The sequence below is a fragment of the Streptomyces sp. NPDC005925 genome, from assembly GCF_040638805.1.
Classification (GTDB): Bacteria; Actinomycetota; Actinomycetes; order Streptomycetales; family Streptomycetaceae; genus Streptomyces.
In genome coordinates this window covers 627,199-644,139 of sequence record NZ_JBEXVL010000001.1, presented here as the reverse complement: position 1 = coordinate 644,139, position 16,941 = coordinate 627,199, and the positions used below count along the sequence as shown (strand labels likewise).

The 16,941-nt window shown below is 70.9% G+C and carries 15 protein-coding genes and 2 pseudogenes; 6 read left to right on the top strand and 11 right to left on the bottom strand.

Annotated features, from left to right (window positions below; genetic code table 11):
* Nucleotides 1-480 precede the first annotated feature (480 nt).
* The 4 genes from ABZ354_RS02820 (at nucleotide 481) to ABZ354_RS02805 (ending at nucleotide 4,961) form a co-directional block, all read left to right on the top strand.
* Nucleotides 481-3,033: an ATP-binding protein gene (locus tag ABZ354_RS02820; RefSeq protein WP_358652179.1), complete on the top strand. Its 2,553-nt coding sequence runs from the start codon at nucleotides 481-483 to the stop codon at nucleotides 3,031-3,033.
* A complete protein-coding gene (locus tag ABZ354_RS02815; RefSeq protein WP_358652177.1) occupies nucleotides 3,030-3,719 on the top strand; it encodes a response regulator in 690 nt (229 codons plus the stop codon). The genes ABZ354_RS02820 and ABZ354_RS02815 overlap by 4 nt, the downstream gene beginning before the upstream one ends.
* Nucleotides 3,720-3,809: 90 nt before the next feature.
* Complete coding sequence (locus ABZ354_RS02810) at nucleotides 3,810-4,208, top strand: OB-fold nucleic acid binding domain-containing protein (protein WP_358652175.1); 399 nt, start codon at nucleotides 3,810-3,812, stop codon at nucleotides 4,206-4,208.
* Nucleotides 4,209-4,211: 3 nt separating this feature from the next.
* Nucleotides 4,212-4,961: a DUF3159 domain-containing protein gene (locus tag ABZ354_RS02805; protein WP_358652173.1), complete on the top strand. Its 750-nt coding sequence runs from the start codon at nucleotides 4,212-4,214 to the stop codon at nucleotides 4,959-4,961.
* Nucleotides 4,962-5,076: 115 nt separating this feature from the next.
* Here ABZ354_RS02805 and ABZ354_RS02800 read toward each other — a convergent pair whose 3' ends face one another.
* Entirely contained in the window at nucleotides 5,077-5,754 is a 678-nt protein-coding gene (locus ABZ354_RS02800) for a TrkA family potassium uptake protein (protein WP_358652171.1), read from the bottom strand.
* Nucleotides 5,754-6,425: a TrkA family potassium uptake protein gene (locus tag ABZ354_RS02795; protein ID WP_358652169.1), complete on the bottom strand. Its 672-nt coding sequence runs from the start codon at nucleotides 6,423-6,425 to the stop codon at nucleotides 5,754-5,756. The genes ABZ354_RS02800 and ABZ354_RS02795 overlap by 1 nt, the downstream gene beginning before the upstream one ends.
* Nucleotides 6,426-6,823: 398 nt before the next feature.
* Between ABZ354_RS02795 and ABZ354_RS02790 the strand changes: the two genes are divergently transcribed.
* Nucleotides 6,824-8,872, top strand: a complete 2,049-nt coding sequence (locus ABZ354_RS02790) for an APC family permease (protein WP_358652167.1) — start codon at nucleotides 6,824-6,826, stop codon at nucleotides 8,870-8,872.
* A gap of 68 nt (nucleotides 8,873-8,940) precedes the next feature.
* Entirely contained in the window at nucleotides 8,941-10,290 is a 1,350-nt protein-coding gene (locus tag ABZ354_RS02785; protein ID WP_358652164.1) for a class I SAM-dependent RNA methyltransferase, read from the top strand.
* A 15-nt stretch (nucleotides 10,291-10,305) separates the two neighbouring features.
* Here ABZ354_RS02785 and ABZ354_RS02780 read toward each other — a convergent pair.
* The 9 genes and pseudogenes from ABZ354_RS02780 to ABZ354_RS02740 all read right to left on the bottom strand — a co-directional run.
* Nucleotides 10,306-10,767: pseudogene (locus ABZ354_RS02780) on the bottom strand (ATP-binding cassette domain-containing protein); the annotation flags it as partial.
* Nucleotides 10,768-10,787: 20 nt separating this feature from the next.
* A pseudogene (locus ABZ354_RS02775) lies at nucleotides 10,788-11,429 on the bottom strand (ABC transporter substrate-binding protein); the annotation flags it as partial.
* 273 nt (nucleotides 11,430-11,702) lie between these two features.
* Nucleotides 11,703-11,804 carry a putative leader peptide gene (locus ABZ354_RS02770; RefSeq protein ID WP_358652162.1) on the bottom strand — a complete coding sequence of 34 codons (102 nt, stop codon included), beginning with the start codon at nucleotides 11,802-11,804 and terminating at the stop codon, nucleotides 11,703-11,705.
* 138 nt (nucleotides 11,805-11,942) lie between these two features.
* Nucleotides 11,943-12,401: an Rrf2 family transcriptional regulator gene (locus ABZ354_RS02765; protein WP_358652160.1), complete on the bottom strand. Its 459-nt coding sequence runs from the start codon at nucleotides 12,399-12,401 to the stop codon at nucleotides 11,943-11,945.
* A 91-nt stretch (nucleotides 12,402-12,492) separates the two neighbouring features.
* Nucleotides 12,493-13,392, bottom strand: a complete 900-nt coding sequence (locus ABZ354_RS02760; protein ID WP_358652158.1) for a TauD/TfdA family dioxygenase — start codon at nucleotides 13,390-13,392, stop codon at nucleotides 12,493-12,495.
* Between the two features lie 53 nt (nucleotides 13,393-13,445).
* Complete coding sequence (locus tag ABZ354_RS02755) at nucleotides 13,446-13,703, bottom strand: hypothetical protein (protein WP_358652156.1); 258 nt, start codon at nucleotides 13,701-13,703, stop codon at nucleotides 13,446-13,448.
* Complete coding sequence (locus ABZ354_RS02750; protein WP_358652154.1) at nucleotides 13,700-15,055, bottom strand: LLM class flavin-dependent oxidoreductase; 1,356 nt, start codon at nucleotides 15,053-15,055, stop codon at nucleotides 13,700-13,702. Before ABZ354_RS02750 ends, ABZ354_RS02755 begins: the two co-directional genes overlap by 4 nt.
* A gap of 82 nt (nucleotides 15,056-15,137) precedes the next feature.
* Nucleotides 15,138-16,094, bottom strand: coding sequence for an ABC transporter permease (locus tag ABZ354_RS02745; protein WP_358652152.1), 957 nt, complete (start codon nucleotides 16,092-16,094; stop codon nucleotides 15,138-15,140).
* Nucleotides 16,091-16,939 (bottom strand): ABC transporter ATP-binding protein, encoded by an 849-nt coding sequence (locus ABZ354_RS02740; RefSeq protein ID WP_358652150.1) that lies wholly within the window; start codon nucleotides 16,937-16,939, stop codon nucleotides 16,091-16,093. Before ABZ354_RS02740 ends, ABZ354_RS02745 begins: the two co-directional genes overlap by 4 nt.
* Between the last annotated feature and the right edge of the window lie 2 nt (nucleotides 16,940-16,941).

Below are 16,941 nucleotides of genomic sequence, written 5' to 3'. Positions count from 1 at the left end.
GTTGCCAACGCTCCGCGTTGACGCCCTCCTCCGCCTTGCAGCCGCACGCACCAGACCCCGCTCGGGTCGGCTGCGAAGCACCGCGTCTTACAGCCGGCCTGATCCAAACGACAGACCCTCTAGGCGCCTCGTTCGGACCATTCCGGATCGAGCGGGGCCCGGCCGGCGCATCCGCGGCGGTGTCGTCGGCCGTCGGCCATCCCGCCCGAGTTCGCTCGCGCGGGAGTGACCCCGTCGCGCCGACTCCGTCCTCCGCCCGCAGCCGCGCGCACCGGGCCCCGCTCGGGCCCGGGGCGGAGGGAACAGCGCCATACGGCCGGACTGATCGAACGGCGGGACCCGGCACACGGACGTGCAGCCGAGGGCCGTACCCCCGTGGGGTGCGGCCCTCGCTCCGTGGCCGGGCGGCCCCGGACCGGCGCCGACGGCCGTAAGGTCGACGCTGCGTGTGGGGCGGATGCCACCGGAGGACGAAGGGCCATGGGGCGCGGCAAGCTACGGATCTACCTCGGGGCGGCACCCGGCGTGGGCAAGACCTACGCGATGCTGGCCGAGGCGCGGCGTCGCGTCGAGCGGGGAGTCGACTGCGTCGTGGCGTACGTCGAACACCACGACCGGCCGCGCACGCAGGGCCTGCTGGACGGGCTCGAGGCGGTGCCCGGCCGCACGCTGGAGTACCGCGGCACGGCGGTCACGGAGATGGACGTCGACGCCGTCCTGGAGCGCGGGCCCGAGGTCGCGCTGGTGGACGAGATCGCCCACACCAACGCCCCCGGCTCCCGCAACGCCAAGCGGTGGCAGGACGTCGCGGAACTGCTCGCCGCCGGCATCGACGTGGTGTCCACCGTCAACATCCAGCACCTGGAGTCGCTCGGCGACGTCGTGGAGTCGATCACGGGCGTACGGCAGCTGGAGACGGTGCCCGACGAGGTGGTGCGGCGCGCGGACCAGATCGAACTGGTCGACATGTCGCCCCAGGCGCTGCGCCGCCGCATGGCGCACGGCAACATCTACCGCCCGGACCGCATCGACGCGGCCCTGTCCAACTACTTCCGGCCCGGCAACCTCACCGCGCTGCGCGAGCTCGCGCTGCTGTGGGTCGCGGACCATGTGGACGAGCACCTCCAGCGGTACCGCGTCGAGCACAACATCCGCTCCACCTGGCAGGCCCGCGAGCGCATCGTCGTCGGCCTGACCGGCGGACCCGAGGGCCGCACCCTGATCCGGCGCGGTGCCCGGCTGGCCGAGAAGGGCGCGGGCGGCGAGGTCATGGCCGTCTACATCGCCCGCAGCGACGGGCTGACCTCCGGCTCCCCGAAGGAACTCGCCGTGCAGCGCGCCCTCGTGGAAGACCTGGGCGGCACCTTCCACCACGTCGTCGGCGAGGACATACCGGCGGCACTGCTCGACTTCGCGCGCGGGGTGAACGCCACCCAGCTCGTGCTCGGCTCCTCGCGCCGCAAGACCTGGCAGTACGTCTTCGGACCCGGCGTCGGCGCGACCGTCGCCCGCGACTCCGGCCCCGACCTGGACGTGCACATCGTCACGCACGAGGAGGTCGCCAAGGGCCGCGGGCTGCCGCAGGCCCGCGACGCGCGGCTCGGCCGGTCCCGGCTCGTGTGGGGCCGGCTGGTCGGCCTGGCCGGCCCGTTCCTCCTCGCGGCGCTGCTCCGCGACGGGCAGCTCGGGCTCGCCAACAACATGCTGCTCCACCTGGCGCTGACCGTGACCGCCGCGCTGCTCGGCGGTCTGCTGCCCGCCCTGGTGTCGGCCGCCCTCGGCTCCCTCCTGCTGAACTGGTACGTCACCCCGCCGCTGCACGCCATCGTGATCGCCGACCCCGCGGACGCGGTGGCCATCGTGACCTTCGTGGGTGTGGGCGTGTCGGTGGCCTCGGTCGTGGACCTGGCTGCCCGCCGTACCCACCAGGCGGCCAGGCTGCGCGCCGAGTCGGAGATCCTGTCCTACCTCGCCGGGAACGTGCTGCGCGGCGAGACAGGCCTGGAGGAGCTGCTGGCGCGGGTCCGGGAGACCTTCGGCATGGAATCCGCGGCCCTGCTGGAGCGGGCGAGCGACGTGGACCCGTGGACCTGCGCCGGGCGGGTGGGACTGGCCGACGTGCTGGAGCGGCCCGAGGACGCGGACGTGGACGTACCCGTCGGCGACCACATGGCGCTGGCGCTGACCGGCAGGGTGCTGCCCGCCGAGGACCGCCGGGTGCTGGCCGCGTTCGCCGCGCAGGCCGCCGTCGTCCTGGACCGCCAGCGGCTCCAGAAGGAGGCCGACCAGGCCAAGGAGCTCGCCGAGGGCAACCGCATCCGCACCGCGCTGCTCGCCGCCGTCAGCCACGACCTGCGCACCCCGCTGGCCGGCATCAAGGCGTCGGTGAGTTCGCTGCGCGCGGAGGACGTCGACTGGTCGCAGGAGGACCGGGCGGAGCTGCTGGCCGGCATCGAGGAGGGCGCCGACCGGCTCGACCACCTGGTCGGGAACCTGCTCGACATGTCCCGGCTGCAGACCGGCACGGTCACGCCGCTGATCCGGGAGATCGACCTGGACGAGGTGGTGCCGATGGCCCTGGGCGGTGTCCCCGAGGGCAGCGTCGAACTCGACGTCCGCGAGACCCTGCCCATGGTCGCCGCCGACCCCGGGCTGCTGGAGCGGTCGGTGGCCAACCTGGTGGAGAACGCCGTCAAGTACAGCCCGCCCGGCCGGCCCGTGCTGGTCACCGCCAGCGCCATCGCCGACCGGGTCGAGGTGCGCGTCGTGGACCGGGGGCCCGGTGTGCCCGACGACGCCAAGGACCGTATCTTCGAGCCCTTCCAGCGCTACGGCGACGCACCGCGCGGCGCCGGCGTGGGCCTCGGCCTGGCGGTGGCGCGCGGCTTCGCCGAGGCCGTCGGCGGCACCCTCGACGCCGAGGACACCCCCGGCGGCGGCCTCACCATGGTCCTCACCCTCCGCGCGGTGTCACCCCCCTCCGGCCCGGCCCGCGCCGCCGGACCCGTACGAACCGAAAGGCAGGCCACATGACCCGGGTGCTCGTGATCGACGACGAGCCGCAGATCGTGCGTGCCCTCGTGATCAACCTCAAGGCGCGGGGGTACGACGTCGACTCGGCCCACGACGGCGCCGGCGCCCTCCGGCTCGCCGCGGCCGGACCGCCCGACGTGGTGATCCTCGACCTGGGCCTGCCCGACATGGACGGCGTCGAGGTGCTCAGGGCCCTGCGCGGCTGGACCCGGGTGCCGGTCCTGGTGCTGTCGGCCCGGCACTCCTCCGACGAGAAGGTCCAGGCGCTGGACGCGGGCGCCGACGACTACGTCACCAAGCCGTTCGGCATGGACGAACTGCTGGCCCGGCTGCGCGCCGCCGTACGCCGCGCCGAGCCGGTCGAGCCCGCCGGCGGCGAGGACGGCGTGCTCGTCCACACCGGGGGCTTCACGGTCGACCTCGCCGCGAAGAAGGTGCACCGCGGCGGCAAGGACATACGGCTGACGCCCACGGAGTGGCATCTGCTGGAGGTGCTGGTGCGCAACACCGGCCGTCTGGTCGGCCAGAAGCAGCTGCTCCAGGAGGTGTGGGGACCCTCGTACGGGACGGAGACGAACTATCTGCGGGTCTACATGGCGCAGCTGCGCCGCAAGCTGGAGGCGGACCCCTCGCACCCCCGCCACTTCATCACCGAGCCGGGCATGGGCTACCGCTTCGAGACCTGAGCCGCCCTGCCGGTGGGCCCGGTCGCGTCGGGCGTCGGCGACACTACCGGGGGGTACGAGACTGTCGGTGACCCCCGGTACGCTTCAGACATGAGTGCTGTTCCTCGTTCCGAAAAGCCGACGGGCAGGTTCCGGCGGCTGCTCGACCGGCTCTCCTCCTCGCAGGAGGACCTGGAGTCAGAGGAGCTGCGGGAAGACACGGAGACGGCCGGCTGTACGCGCATCGGCGACAGCAAGGACCGCCAGGTCGTCACGGTTACTGGTACCTTGCGCACGGTCACCCTGCGGCCGCGCGCCGGTGTCCCGGCCCTGGAGGCCGAGCTGTTCGACGGCTCCGGCGCCCTGGACGTGGTGTGGCTCGGCAGGCGCTCCATCGTGGGGATCGAACCGGGGCGCAAGCTGATCGCATCGGGCCGGATCTCGATGAGCCGGGGCCGCCGGGTGCTGTTCAATCCCAAGTACGAACTGAGACCCCTCGGACGGGAGTAGCCGGTGACGTCACTCGACAAGCCGAACGAAGACACATCCGCGCAGGACACCCGGGCGGCCACCGAGGCCGCCCTGTTCGAGGCGTTCGGCGGAGTGCGGGGCATGGTCGAGACGGTGCTGCCCGGCCTGCTCTTCGTCACCATCTACACGATCAACAAAGACCTGCACATGTCGGCGATCGCCGCGCTGGCCCTGTCGGTCGTGCTGGTCGTGGTCCGGCTGGCCATGAAGGGCACCGTCAAGCACGCCTTCAGCGGTGTCTTCGGTGTCGCCTTCGGCGTCGTCTTCGCGATGATGACGGGCAACGCCAAGGACTTCTACCTGCCCGGCATGCTCTACACGCTGGGCCTGGCCCTCGCGTACATCATCACCACGCTGTGCGGGGTCCCGCTGATCGGGCTGATCCTCGGGCCGGTCTTCAAGGAGAACCTCTCCTGGCGCACCCGCAACCCGGGCCGCAAGCGGGCCTACGCCAAGGCCAGCTACGCCTGGGGTCTGATCCTGCTCGCCAAGTGCGCGATCCTCTTCCCGCTGTACTGGTGGGCGGACACCACGGAGCTCGGCTGGGTGCTGATCGCGCTGAAGATCCCGCCGTTCCTGCTGGCCGTGTGGCTGACGTGGGTGTTCCTGGCGAAGGCGCCCGCCCCCATCGACGTGTTCGCGGAGATGGAGGCGGAGGAGCGGGCCGAGGAGGAGCGCAAGGCGGCCGCCAAGGCCGCGGAGGCCGAGGAAGCCCGGTCCGTCGAGCAGTGACCTGTGCGCGACCGTGACCGGCAGTCCTGTGCGTCATGGACAGAGCCTGGGCACGACGGAGAGGGGCGCCCCGGGGTCCGGGGCGCCCCTCTCCGGGCTCGTCGTCCCTGCGGGATCAGCCGGCCGCGTCCTCGCGGCGCACCGACAGCAGGTCCTCCAGCTGCTCCTCGCGGGCCTGCGCGGCCACGAAGAGGAGCTCGTCGCCCGCCTCCAGGGAGTCCTCCCGGGTCGGCGTGAGCACCCGGGTGCCGCGGATGATGGTGACCAGGGAGGTGTCCTCGGGCCACTCGACGTCCCCGACCTGTGTGCCGGCCAGGGCCGACTCCTCCGGGAGGGTCAGCTCCACGAGGTTGGCGTCGCCGTGGCTGAAGCGCAGCAGCCGGACCAGGTCGCCGACGCTCACCGCCTCCTCGACCAGGGCCGACATCAGCCGCGGTGTGGACACGGCGACGTCCACGCCCCAGGACTCGTTGAACAGCCACTCGTTCTTCGGGTTGTTCACCCGGGCGACGACGCGCGGAACGCCGTACTCCGTCTTGGCGAGCAGGGAGACGACGAGGTTCACCTTGTCGTCTCCCGTCGCGGCGATGACGACGTTGCAGCGCTGGAGCGCCGCCTCGTCCAGGGAGGTGATCTCGCAGGCGTCGGCGAGCAGCCACTCCGCCATCGGGACGCGTTCCACCGAGATGGCGGTCGGCGCCTTGTCGATCAGCAGGACCTCGTGGCCGTTCTCCAGCAGCTCGCCCGCGATCGAGCGGCCGACGGCGCCGGCTCCGGCAATGGCGACCCTCATCAGTGACCGGCCTCCTCTTCGGGCCCCTTGGCGAACGCCGCCTCGACCTTGTCGACCTCGTCGGTGCGCATCATCACGTGCACCAGGTCTCCCTCCTGCAACACCGTCTGCGAGGAGGGCAGGATCGCCTCGCCGAGCCGCGTCAGGAACGCGACGCGCACGCCCGTCTCCTCCTGGAGACGGCTGATCCGGTGCCCCACCCAGGACGGGGCGGTGTGCACCTCGGCGAGCTGGACGCCGCCGGTCGGGTCCCGCCACAGCGGCTCGGCGCCCGAGGGCAGCAGCCGGCGCAGCATCTGGTCGGCCGTCCAGCGGACGGTGGCGACGGTCGGGATGCCGAGGCGCTGGTAGACCTCGGCGCGGCGGGGGTCGTAGATGCGCGCGGCGACGTTCTCGACGCCGAACATCTCGCGGGCCACCCGGGCGGCGATGATGTTCGAGTTGTCACCGCTGGAGACGGCGGCGAAGGCGCCCGCCTCCTCGATGCCCGCCTCGCGCAGGGTGTCCTGGTCGAAGCCCACTCCGGTGACCCGGCGCCCGCCGAACGAGGATCCCAGGCGGCGGAAGGCGGTGGGGTCCTGGTCCACCACGGCGACCGTGTGCCCCTGTTGCTCCAGGGTCTGGGCAAGAGCGGAACCCACTCTTCCGCAGCCCATGATGACGATGTGCACGACCGTCCTTCCGGTGTCAAGAAGTACTGCTCAGCCCCATCAGGGTCTCAGACAGTCGCCCAAGCTACACACGTGCGGTCGACGGAGGGCACCCCCGTGCAGGGATGCCCGGCGCACCCGCTCAGCGGCGGCCGATGCTGCGGACACTGGCGAGGGCCAGGAGTCCCAGGAAGGCGAGGCCGGCCGCGGCGCCGATCAGCTCAGCGGTCGAATACATGAAACCTCCGAAGGCGGCAACGACAGGGAAAAGACGGTGTGTGGTCATATAGCCATACCAGCGCCGCGACCTGCGGAATCCACCGCCGCGGAACAGGCGGATTTCACCCGGAGGGCAGAGGGCCGTCCGGCGGGGGTGGCGGGTGGGCACGCCGATGTTCGAACGCTTACGATCCACTGTTGTGTCCAAACTGACCGACGTGCCCAAACGGATTCTGATCGGGCGCGCACTGCGCAGTGACCGGCTCGGGGAAACGCTCCTGCCGAAGCGCATCGCCCTCCCGGTCTTCGCCTCCGACCCGCTGTCCTCCGTCGCGTACGCCCCCGGAGAGGTACTGCTGGTCCTGTCCATCGCGGGTGTGTCGGCCTACCACTTCAGCCCCTGGATCGCCGTCGCGGTCGTCGTGCTGATGTTCACCGTGGTCGCCTCCTACCGGCAGAACGTGCACGCCTACCCCAGCGGCGGCGGCGACTACGAGGTCGCCAACACCAACCTCGGCCCCAAGGCCGGCCTCACCGTCGCGAGCGCCCTGCTCGTGGACTACGTGCTCACCGTGGCCGTGTCGATCTCCTCCGGCATCGAGAACCTCGGCTCCGCCGTCCCGTTCGTCGTCGAGAACAAGGTCGCCTGCGCGATCGGCGTGCTCGTGCTGCTGACGCTGATGAACCTGCGCGGCGTGAAGGAGTCCGGCGCGATCTTCGCGATCCCGACGTACGTGTTCGTCGCCGGTGTCTTCACGATGATCGCGTGGGGCGCCTTCCGCGGCGTGGTCCTCGGCGACGACATGCGGGCGCCGACGGCCTCGTACCAGATCCATCCCGAGCACGAGGGGCTGGCCGGGTTCGCGCTGCTGTTCCTGCTGCTGCGGGCCTTCTCCTCCGGCTGCGCCGCCCTCACCGGCGTCGAAGCGATCTCCAACGGCGTGCCCGCCTTCCGCAAGCCCAAGTCGAAGAACGCGGCCACCACGCTCGCGATGATGGGCCTGCTCGCCGTCACCATGTTCTGCGGCATCATCGCCCTCGCCATGGCCACCAACGTCCGGATGGCCGAGCACCCGGCCGCCGACCTGCTCCGCGACGGCGTGCCGGTCGGCCCCGGCTATGTGCAGCACCCGGTCATCTCCCAGGTCGCCGAGGCCGTCTTCGGCTCGGGCAGCATCCTCTTCATCGTGCTGGCCGCGGCCACCGCGCTGGTGCTGTTCCTCGCCGCGAACACCGCCTACAACGGCTTCCCGCTGCTCGGCTCCATCCTCGCCCAGGACCGCTACCTGCCGCGCCAGCTGCACACCCGCGGCGACCGCCTCGCCTTCTCCAACGGCATCGTGCTCCTCGCGGGCGCCGCGGGACTCCTCGTGTGGATCTACGGCGCCGACTCCACCCGCCTGATCCAGCTGTACATCGTCGGCGTGTTCGTGTCCTTCACGCTCAGCCAGATCGGCATGGTCCGGCACTGGAACCGCGAGCTGGCCGGCGAGAGGGACCAGAACAAACGCCGCCTCATGGTCCGCTCACGTGCGATCAACACCTTCGGCGCCTTCTTCACCGGCCTCGTCCTGGTCGTCGTCCTCGTCACCAAGTTCACCCACGGCGCCTGGGTCGCCCTGCTCGGCATGGTCATCTTCTACGCGACGATGACGGCGATCCGTAAGCACTACGACCGGGTCGCCGAGGAGATCGCCGCGCCCGACGGCCCGAGCGACGACATCGTCCGTCCCTCCCGCGTCCACTCCGTGGTCCTGATCTCCAAGATCCACCGCCCGACGCTGCGCGCCCTCGCCTACGCCAAGCTGATGCGCTCCGACTCCCTGGAGGCCCTCAGCGTCAACGTCGACCCCGAGGAGACCAGGGCCCTGCGCGCGGAGTGGGAACGCCGCGGCATCGACGTACCCCTGAAGGTGCTGGACTCGCCCTACCGCGAGATCACCCGGCCCGTGATCGAGTACGTCAAGAGCCTGCGCAAGGAGTCGCCGCGCGACGCGGTGTCCGTGATCATTCCCGAGTACGTCGTCGGCCACTGGTACGAGCACCTGCTGCACAACCAGAGCGCGCTGCGGCTCAAGGGCCGGCTGCTGTTCACGCCGGGCGTCATGGTGACCTCGGTGCCGTACCAGCTCCAGTCGTCCGAGGCGGCCAAGAACCGCGCCCGCAAGCGGCAGGAGTGGAACGCGCCCGGCTCGGTGCGGCGCGGTCCGGCCCAGGAGCGGGCGAAGGAGTCGTCCTCGTCCACGTAGACTGACGGGCTGGTGTCCGGGCCGGCCCTCACCGGCCGGCCGGGACCGTCGTCCGTCGCACCCCCTCGATGTTGTGGAGTCACCCCGCCATGCAGTCAGCAGAGAACACATCACTGGTGGGGGAGGAGTACGAGGTCGAGATCGGCCCCGTCGCCCACGGCGGCCACTGCATCGCCCGTACGTCCGAGGGACAGGTGCTGTTCGTCCGGCACGCGCTGCCCGGCGAGCGGGTCCTCGCCCGGGTCACGGACGGCGAGGAGGGCGCCCGCTTCCTGCGCGCCGACGCGGTCGAGATCCTGCAGGCCTCCAAGGACCGCATCGACGCGCCCTGCCCGTTCGCCGGCCCCGGCCGCTGCGGCGGCTGCGACTGGCAGCACGCCCGGCCGGGCGCGCAGCGCCGCCTCAAGGGCGAGGTGATCGCCGAGCAGCTCCAGCGGCTCGCCGGGCTCACCCCCGAGGAGGCCGGCTGGGACGGCACGGTCGTGCCCGCCGAGGGCGACAAGGTGCCCGCCGGTGAGGTTCCCGCGTGGCGCACACGCGTGCAGTACGCGGTGACCCCCGACGGGCGCGCGGGCCTGCGCCGGCACCGCTCGCACGAGGTCGAGCCGATCAGCCACTGCATGATCGCCGCCGAGGGCGTCAGCGAGCTGGGCATCGAGAAGCGCGACTGGACCGGCATGGACTCGGTCGAGGCCATCGCGGCGAGCGGCTCCCAGGACCGCCAGGTGGTCCTCACTCCCAAGCCGGGCGCCCGTCTCCCGCTGGTCGAACTGGACCGGCCCGTCTCCGTCCTGCGCATCGACGAGAGGTCCGGCGGCGTGCACCGCGTCCACGGCCGCCCCTTCGTGCGCGAGCGTGCCGACGGCCGCACCTACCGGGTCGGGGGCAGCGGCTTCTGGCAGGTGCACCCGAAGGCCGCGGACACCCTGGTCACGGCGGTCATGCAGGGCCTGCTGCCGCGCAAGGGCGACATGGGGCTCGACCTGTACTGCGGCGTCGGCCTTTTCGCCGGAGCCCTCGCGGACCGCGTCGGTGAGGACGGCGCGGTCCTCGGCATCGAGTCCGGCAAGCGCGCGGTGGAGGACGCCCGCCACAACCTCGCGGACTTCCCGAGGGTGCGCATCGAGCAGGGCAAGGTCGAGTCCGTCCTGCCCCGCACCGGCATCACCGAGGTCGACCTGATCGTCCTCGACCCGCCCCGCGCGGGCGCGGGCCGCAAGACGGTGGCGCACCTGGCATCACTGGGGGCGCGGAAGATCGCCTACGTGGCCTGCGATCCGGCCGCGCTGGCCCGGGACATCGCGTATTTCCGGGACGGGGGGTACCGGGTGCGGACGCTGCGGGCGTTCGATCTGTTTCCGATGACGCATCACGTGGAGTGCGTCGCGATCCTTGAACCGGTCGCCAAGCTGTCCTGACCTGCGGTTTTGTGCGGCGACGCGCTGGCGCATACCGCCGGACAGTTCGTGCACCCGCTTGCCGTATGCGATCCCGCAGCCGTACGAGTTCCAGCAGCCGTTCTGCCTCCGGACGGCGCTCCGGCCCCGCGACCCCGCGCAGCCTCAGCGCGAGTTCGATGTTCTTGCCCGGGTCAGCCACGGGAACAGCGCGTGCTCCTGGAACATCAGGACGGGCCGGCCGTCCGTGTGGATCGAGCCGGCGGACGGCAGATCCAGGCCCGCGACCAGGTTGAGCAGGGTGGACTTGCCGCAGCCCGAGGCGCCCAGGAGGGTGACGAACTCAGCCGGCGCGACATCGAGTGTGATGTCGTCCAGAACGAGCTGCTGTCCGCCGGGCGTGCCCGGCGCGGGGAAGGACTTCGAGACATGCTCGATACGGGCGGCGTGCGTCACCGCCGGGGCGTCCTCGGCAGCCTTGGCGACCGTGATGGCCATGGTCGTCACCTCCTGGGAACTCATCGTGTCCGGTTGTTGACCTCGTCCTTGCCCTCGGCCTCGAGGACCTTGTTGAGTGGTGCGAGGTCGTAGATGCCCTTCAGGTCGGGCTCCTCCAGCAGACCGGCCTTCACCGCGTGCTCCGCCTCCGTGTTGAGGGTGGCGGCCAGCGGGTCGTCGAGGAAGGTGATCGACGTCCAGGCCGGGTCGATGACCTCGGCGGGCAGAGCCTTGCCGGACTCCTTCTTCAGCGCCTCGTTGGCGGACGCCTTGGCCTTCTCCGGGTTGGCGTTGATCCACTCGTTGGTCTTCACCGAGCCGCGCAGCACGGCCTCGACGACGTCCGGGTGATCCTTCAGGAACGACTGCGACACGATGATGTTGGTGATCACGAACTTCTTGTCCGGCCACAGATCGGCCTCGTCCAGCAGCACCCTGCCGCCCTCCGCGACCAGCTTGGAGGCGGTCGGCTCCGGTACCCAGGCGCCGTCGATGGAGCCGGACTTGTAGGCGTCCGGGGTGATCTTGTTGTCCGTACGGACGACGGAGACATCGCCCGCGCCGCTTTCCGCGTCGACCTTCCAGCCCTTGTCCGCGAGCCAGTTGAGGAATGCGACGTCCTGGGTATTGCCGAGTTGCGGCGTGGCGATCTTCTTGCCCTTGAAGGGTGGTGAGCGGTCTTGCGGCAGACACGGCGGTGTCCTCTCAGGGATGGGCGATCGGGGAGGTACGAAACTGCGAGGCGTACTGCTTGGCGGCACGCGCCAGCACTCCACTCCTCGGCCTCGGCGGCACACATGCCGTCGCGGGCCGAGAGAGAAGTGGGACGTGGGGGGAGTCGTCAGCGGAGGGTCCGACAGTCCCTCAGCCGGCCGACGGAGGCGGAGCGGGCGAGGAGGCCGGTGCTGGTTCGGACACAGTCAGGTTCTGCGGCGTCAGAAAGGCCGACAGATGGCACTGGACGTACGGCCGAGGTCGATGTGACGACGCGAGGTCAGAAGGGGCAGCAACCGGCCAGTGCGGTCGAGCGTACTCATGGCCACCCCCCATATTCCTAGTTTTCCTACCTGGTTGCTAGGGATCGTGGCAGAAGGTGGCGCCCATCCCAAGAGGGCGTTCGTGAGACGGACGCCCTCATCTCGTTTTATGAGATCGACTGTGCGTGACGCAATGTGTCAGGGGTTTACCCAGGCGCCCGGGGTGTCAGCCAACGCGGATACGGCGGCGGGTAGTTGGGCCGACGCGACGTCGGCGAGCGACACGCCGTCCAGGATCTCGCGCACGTTCGACCGCAGGGCGATCCACAGGGGGAGCAGCGACTCGGCAGGACCGGTGTAGGACAGCTCCGGGGGGCGTACCCCGCGTACCGAGACCAGCGGCCCGTCCACGACGCGGATGACGTCGGCGATGCTGATGGACTCGGCGGGCTTGGCCAGCCGGTAGCCGCCGTTGCCGCCGCGTTGGCTGAGCACGAGACCGCCTCGGCGCATGTCGTTCAGGATGCTTTCGAGAAACTTGTGCGGGATGTCCTGGGCGTCGGCGATGGCCTCGGCCTTCAGGGGCCCGTCGTCCCGTGACGCGGCGAGCTGCAGCGCGGCACGTACCGCGTAGTCCGCCCTGGCTGAGATCCTCATGCGCGCATTATCCCGTACGGCTTCCGTCGGTGCCCGCTGCTTGCGGGCCGCCGGGCAGGGGCGGGCAGCCCCTGCCCGGCGGCCCGGGTGCTCAGGCCGCAGCGGGCGTGTAGTGGGCGGCGTCGTCACCCTCTATGACGTGGCTGAGGGTGCCGTCGACACCGGCGGGGACATCGCCGGCGACGGTCACCCGGTGCAGCAGGCGCGGCAGGTCGCCGTAGTCGTCGGGTGCGTAGTGCTGGGTGATGCGGTTGTCGAAGAGGACGAGGTCACCCGGTGTCCAGGCCACCCGCAGGATGTTCTCCGGGCGGGTGACGTACGACTGGAAGATGCGCAGCAGGTCCCGGGAGTCGGCGGGGCCGAGCCCGACGATGCTCTGGGCGAAGCCGCCGATGAACAGCCCGCGCTCCCCGGTCTCGGGGTGGACGCGGACGACCGGATGGGCCGTGCGGTACTTCCGCGAGATGAACCGCCTGCGGTGCTCGGCGGCCTTCTCGCTCTTCGGGGCGGCGTAGTCGTAGTCGTTGGTGTGCACCGCCCACAGCCTGTCGGCCAGCTCGCGCAGCGGCTCGGGCAGGTCCCGGTACGCGGCGGCCGAGTTGGCGATGAGGGTGTTTCCGCCGTAGGGCGGGACCACCAGGCTGCGCAGCGTGGACGCCTTCGGGGGAGTACGGACGAAGGTGACGTCCGTGTGCCACTGGTTGGCGCGGATGCCCTCGTCGCCGTCGACGGGCAGGATCTGGGGCCGGCCGTCGACAGAGGGGACGGTCGGGTGCGCGGTGGTGAGGTCGCCGAAGAGGGAGGCGAAGCGGAGCTGGCCCGCGTCGTCGAGGTTCTGGTCGCGGAAGACGAGCGCCTTGTGTTCCAGGAGCGCGGAGTCGATCTCGGTGACGACGGCGGGGTCGAGGTCGGTGGAGAGGTCCACGCCGAGGATCTCGGCGCCGATGCGGCCGCCGATCCTGCGGAGGTCGAAGCCGGTGCTGGTGGTCATGTGCGGGTGTTCCCTTCAGGATGAGATCAGCGGAGAGGTGATCAGTCGGGTTATCAGGAGGTGATGGGCAGAGAGGTTCTCTTGGACCCCGGCGGTCCGGGGGGAGGGCCGACGCCCCGCAGTGCGCCAGGCGTGCGGCCTCGTCCCCAGCCGGTGTGCCGGCGGTGGCTGCCGAGCAGGCCGGTGAGGTCGAGGTGCTCCTCGTCCCGGGTGGCGGGGCCGTCGTCCTGGGCCGCTTTGAGCGCGGCCCGGGTGGCGGCGGGGCCGCCGCCGACCACCAGGACGTCCGTGGTGGGGTCCAGCCCGGTCATGCGGGCCGGCTTTCTGCTGCTGCAGCCGTGGCCAGCCGGTTGGCGGGGCGGGCCAAACCGTAGTTCTCGCGCAGGGTGCGGCCGGTGTACTCGGTGCGGAAGAGTCCGCGCCGCTGCAGGATCGGGACGACGTGGTCGACGAAGTCCTCCAGGCCGCCCGGCAGATGGGGCGGCATGATGTTGAAGCCGTCGGCGGCACCCTGGGTGAACCACTCCTCGAGCTGGTCGGCTATCTGCTCGGGGGTGCCGGCGAAGACGCGGTGGCCGCGTCCGGCGCCGAGGCGGGCGATGAGCTCGCGCAGGGTGAGGCCGTCGCGGCGGGCGAGTTCGGCGACGAGCGTGAAGCGGCTCTTGTTGCCGTTGATGTCCCGCTCCTCGGGCAGCTCGGGCAGCGGTCCGTCCAGCGGCAGCCCGGTCAGGTCGGTGCCGAGCATCCCGGAGAGCTGGGCGAGCCCGTACTCGGGTACCTGGAGGTCCGTCAACTGCTGTTCCAGCGCGCGGGCTTCGGCCTCGGTCGAGCCGATGACGGGGGCGATGCCGGGCAGTACCAGCAGCTCGTCCTCGGCGCGGCCGTAGCGGGCGAGCCGGGACGTGAGGTCCTTGTAGAAGGCTTGGCCGTCGGCGAGGGTCTGCTGGGCGGTGAAGACGGCCTCGGCGTACTGGGCGGCGAACTCCTTGCCGTCCTCCGACGAACCGGCCTGCACCAGCAGTGGGTATCCCTGGGGGGTGCGCGGTACGTTCAGGGGGCCTTGCACCCCGAAGTGCTCCCCGCGGTGGTTGATCTCCCGAACCTTGTCGGTGTCGGCGTAGACGCCGCGTTCACGGTCGAGCAGGATCGCGTCGTCCTCCCAGCTGTCCCACAGCTTGGTGGCGACCTCGACGAACTCCCGAGCCCGCTCGTAGCGCAGCCGGTGCTCCAGGTGCTCTTCCTGCCCGAAGTTGCGGGCCTCGTTCACGGTGCCGGAGGTGACGATGTTCCAGCCGGCCCGGCCGCCGCTGATGTGGTCCAGGGAGGCGAACTTGCGGGCGGTGTGGAAGGGCTCGTTGAAGGTGGTGGAGACGGTGGCGATCAGGCCGACGTGTTCGGTGACGGCTGCGAGGGCGGACAGCAGGGTGAGGGGTTCGAAGCCGCCGAGGGCGTTGTGCCGGACCTTTCCCCACAGGGCGAGGCCGTCGGCGAGGAAGACCGAGTCGAGCAGGCCGCGCTCGGCGGTCTGCGCGAGCTGCTGGAAGTAGCGCAGATCGGTGACCCGCTCGGGCTGGGTACGGGGGTGGCGCCAGGCGGCGTCGTGGTGGCCGGCGTTCATCAGGAAGGCGTTGAGGTGGAGCCGACGGGGTCTGGTCGTGGTCATGAGGTTCCTCGGATCAGGGGCAGCGGGACGATGGGGAGAAGGAGGAGATCGGGGAGGACAGCGGGACCAGAAGGCGGCCGAGTCAGCCGCCGACCGGCACGCGCCAGGAGCTGAGCCGCCGCTCCGCGGCCACCAGCAACTGGTTGAAGGCCACGCCGATGGCGGAGAGCGTGATGATGCCCGCGTACATCTGCGGGATCGCGAAGTTGTACTGCGAGGCGTTGATCAGATAGCCGAGGCCCGCCTTGGCGCCGATCATCTCTGCGGCGACCAGCACCAGGATGGACACCGCTCCCGCCAGCCGGATGCCGGTGAACATCACCGGCACCGAGGAGGGCAGGATGACCTTCTGGAACAGCCGGGGTGCGGACAGGTCCATCGACTTCGCCAGCTTCAGCAGGGTCGGGTCGACGTTGCGGACCGCGCTGATGGTGTTGAGCAGGATCGGCCAGGTGCACGCGTACACCACGATGGAGATCTTCGAGGTCTCGCCGATGCCCAGCAGGAGTACGAACACCGGCAGCAGGGCCAGGGCGGCGGTGTTGCGGAACACCTCGAGGAGCGGTCCGAGGAGGTCGGCGACCGGCCGGTACCAGCCGATCAGCAGGCCGAGTGGCACGGCGACGGCCACCGCGAGTCCGAATCCGCTGAACGAGCGGACCAGGCTGGCGCGTGCGTTGTCGGCGAGCTGACCGTCGATGGCCAGCCCCCACCAGGCACGGGCGACCTCGCTGAACGGTGGCAGGAAGATCCGGTCGACCAGGCCGAGTCGCGGTGCGGTCTCCCACAGCAGCAGCAGCGCCACGATCGCCGCGGACTTGGTCGCCCCCTTGACCAGCAGGTGCGGCAGCCGGCGCCCGGCCCGGCGGACCCGGGCCGCCGTGGAAGGGACTTGGCGCGCTCTCGACGGCGGTGCGTCATGTGGCGCGGACGCTGCGGACTCGGCGGAGGAAGGGCCGGGGACGGGCACGGGTTCGGTGGCGCTCACCGAGTCCGGCGCCGTGGTCTTCTCGGTGGCCGTGCCGGTTATGGGGCTCATACGGAAGCCTCCTCCTTCTCCAACTGCTGGGCCCTGGCCACCTCGTCGTGCAGCAGCGACCAGATCTCGTGCCGGTGCCGGGCGAACTCGGGACTGGAGCGGAGGTCGGCCGTCGCCGTACGGGAGCCGAGGGCGACCGGCACGATCTGCTTGATCCGGCCGGGCCTGGACGTCATGACCGCGACGCGCTGTCCCAGGTAGACGGCCTCGTCGATGCCGTGGGTGATGAAGACGACGGTCTTGCCGGTGCGCTGCCAGATGCGCAGCAGTTCGTCCTGGAGCGACTCCCTGGTCTGGGCGTCCAGCGCGGCGAACGGCTCGTCCATCAGAAGCACATCGGGGTCGTAGGCGAGGCTGCGGGCGATCGCCACCCGCTGCCGCATTCCGCCCGACAGCTCGTGCGGATGGCGCTCCTCGAACCCGATCAGTCCGACCAGGTCGAGGAACTCCCGGGCGCGTGCGGCTCGTTGGCGCCGCGGGACGCCGGTGGCCTCCAGGCCGAACTCGACGTTGCCCTGCGCCGTGCGCCACGGCAGCAGCGCGTACTGCTGGAACACGATGCCCCGGTCCAGGCCGGGGCCGGTGACGGGTTCTCCGTCCAGCAGGATCCGACCGCCAGTGGGGTGGGTGAGGCCGCCGAGCAGATCCAGCAGCGTCGACTTTCCGCAGCCGCTGGGACCGACCAGGACGACGAACTCGCCGTCCGCTATCTCCAGGTCGATACCGTCGAGGGCGGTGAACCGGGTGGCCTGCCCGGTCCCCGTCCGGTCCTTGACGGTGAATTCCTTCCGTACGTCCTCGAACACGATCTTGGGCGTCGTGGAATGCGTGGTGGCATCCGGCATGG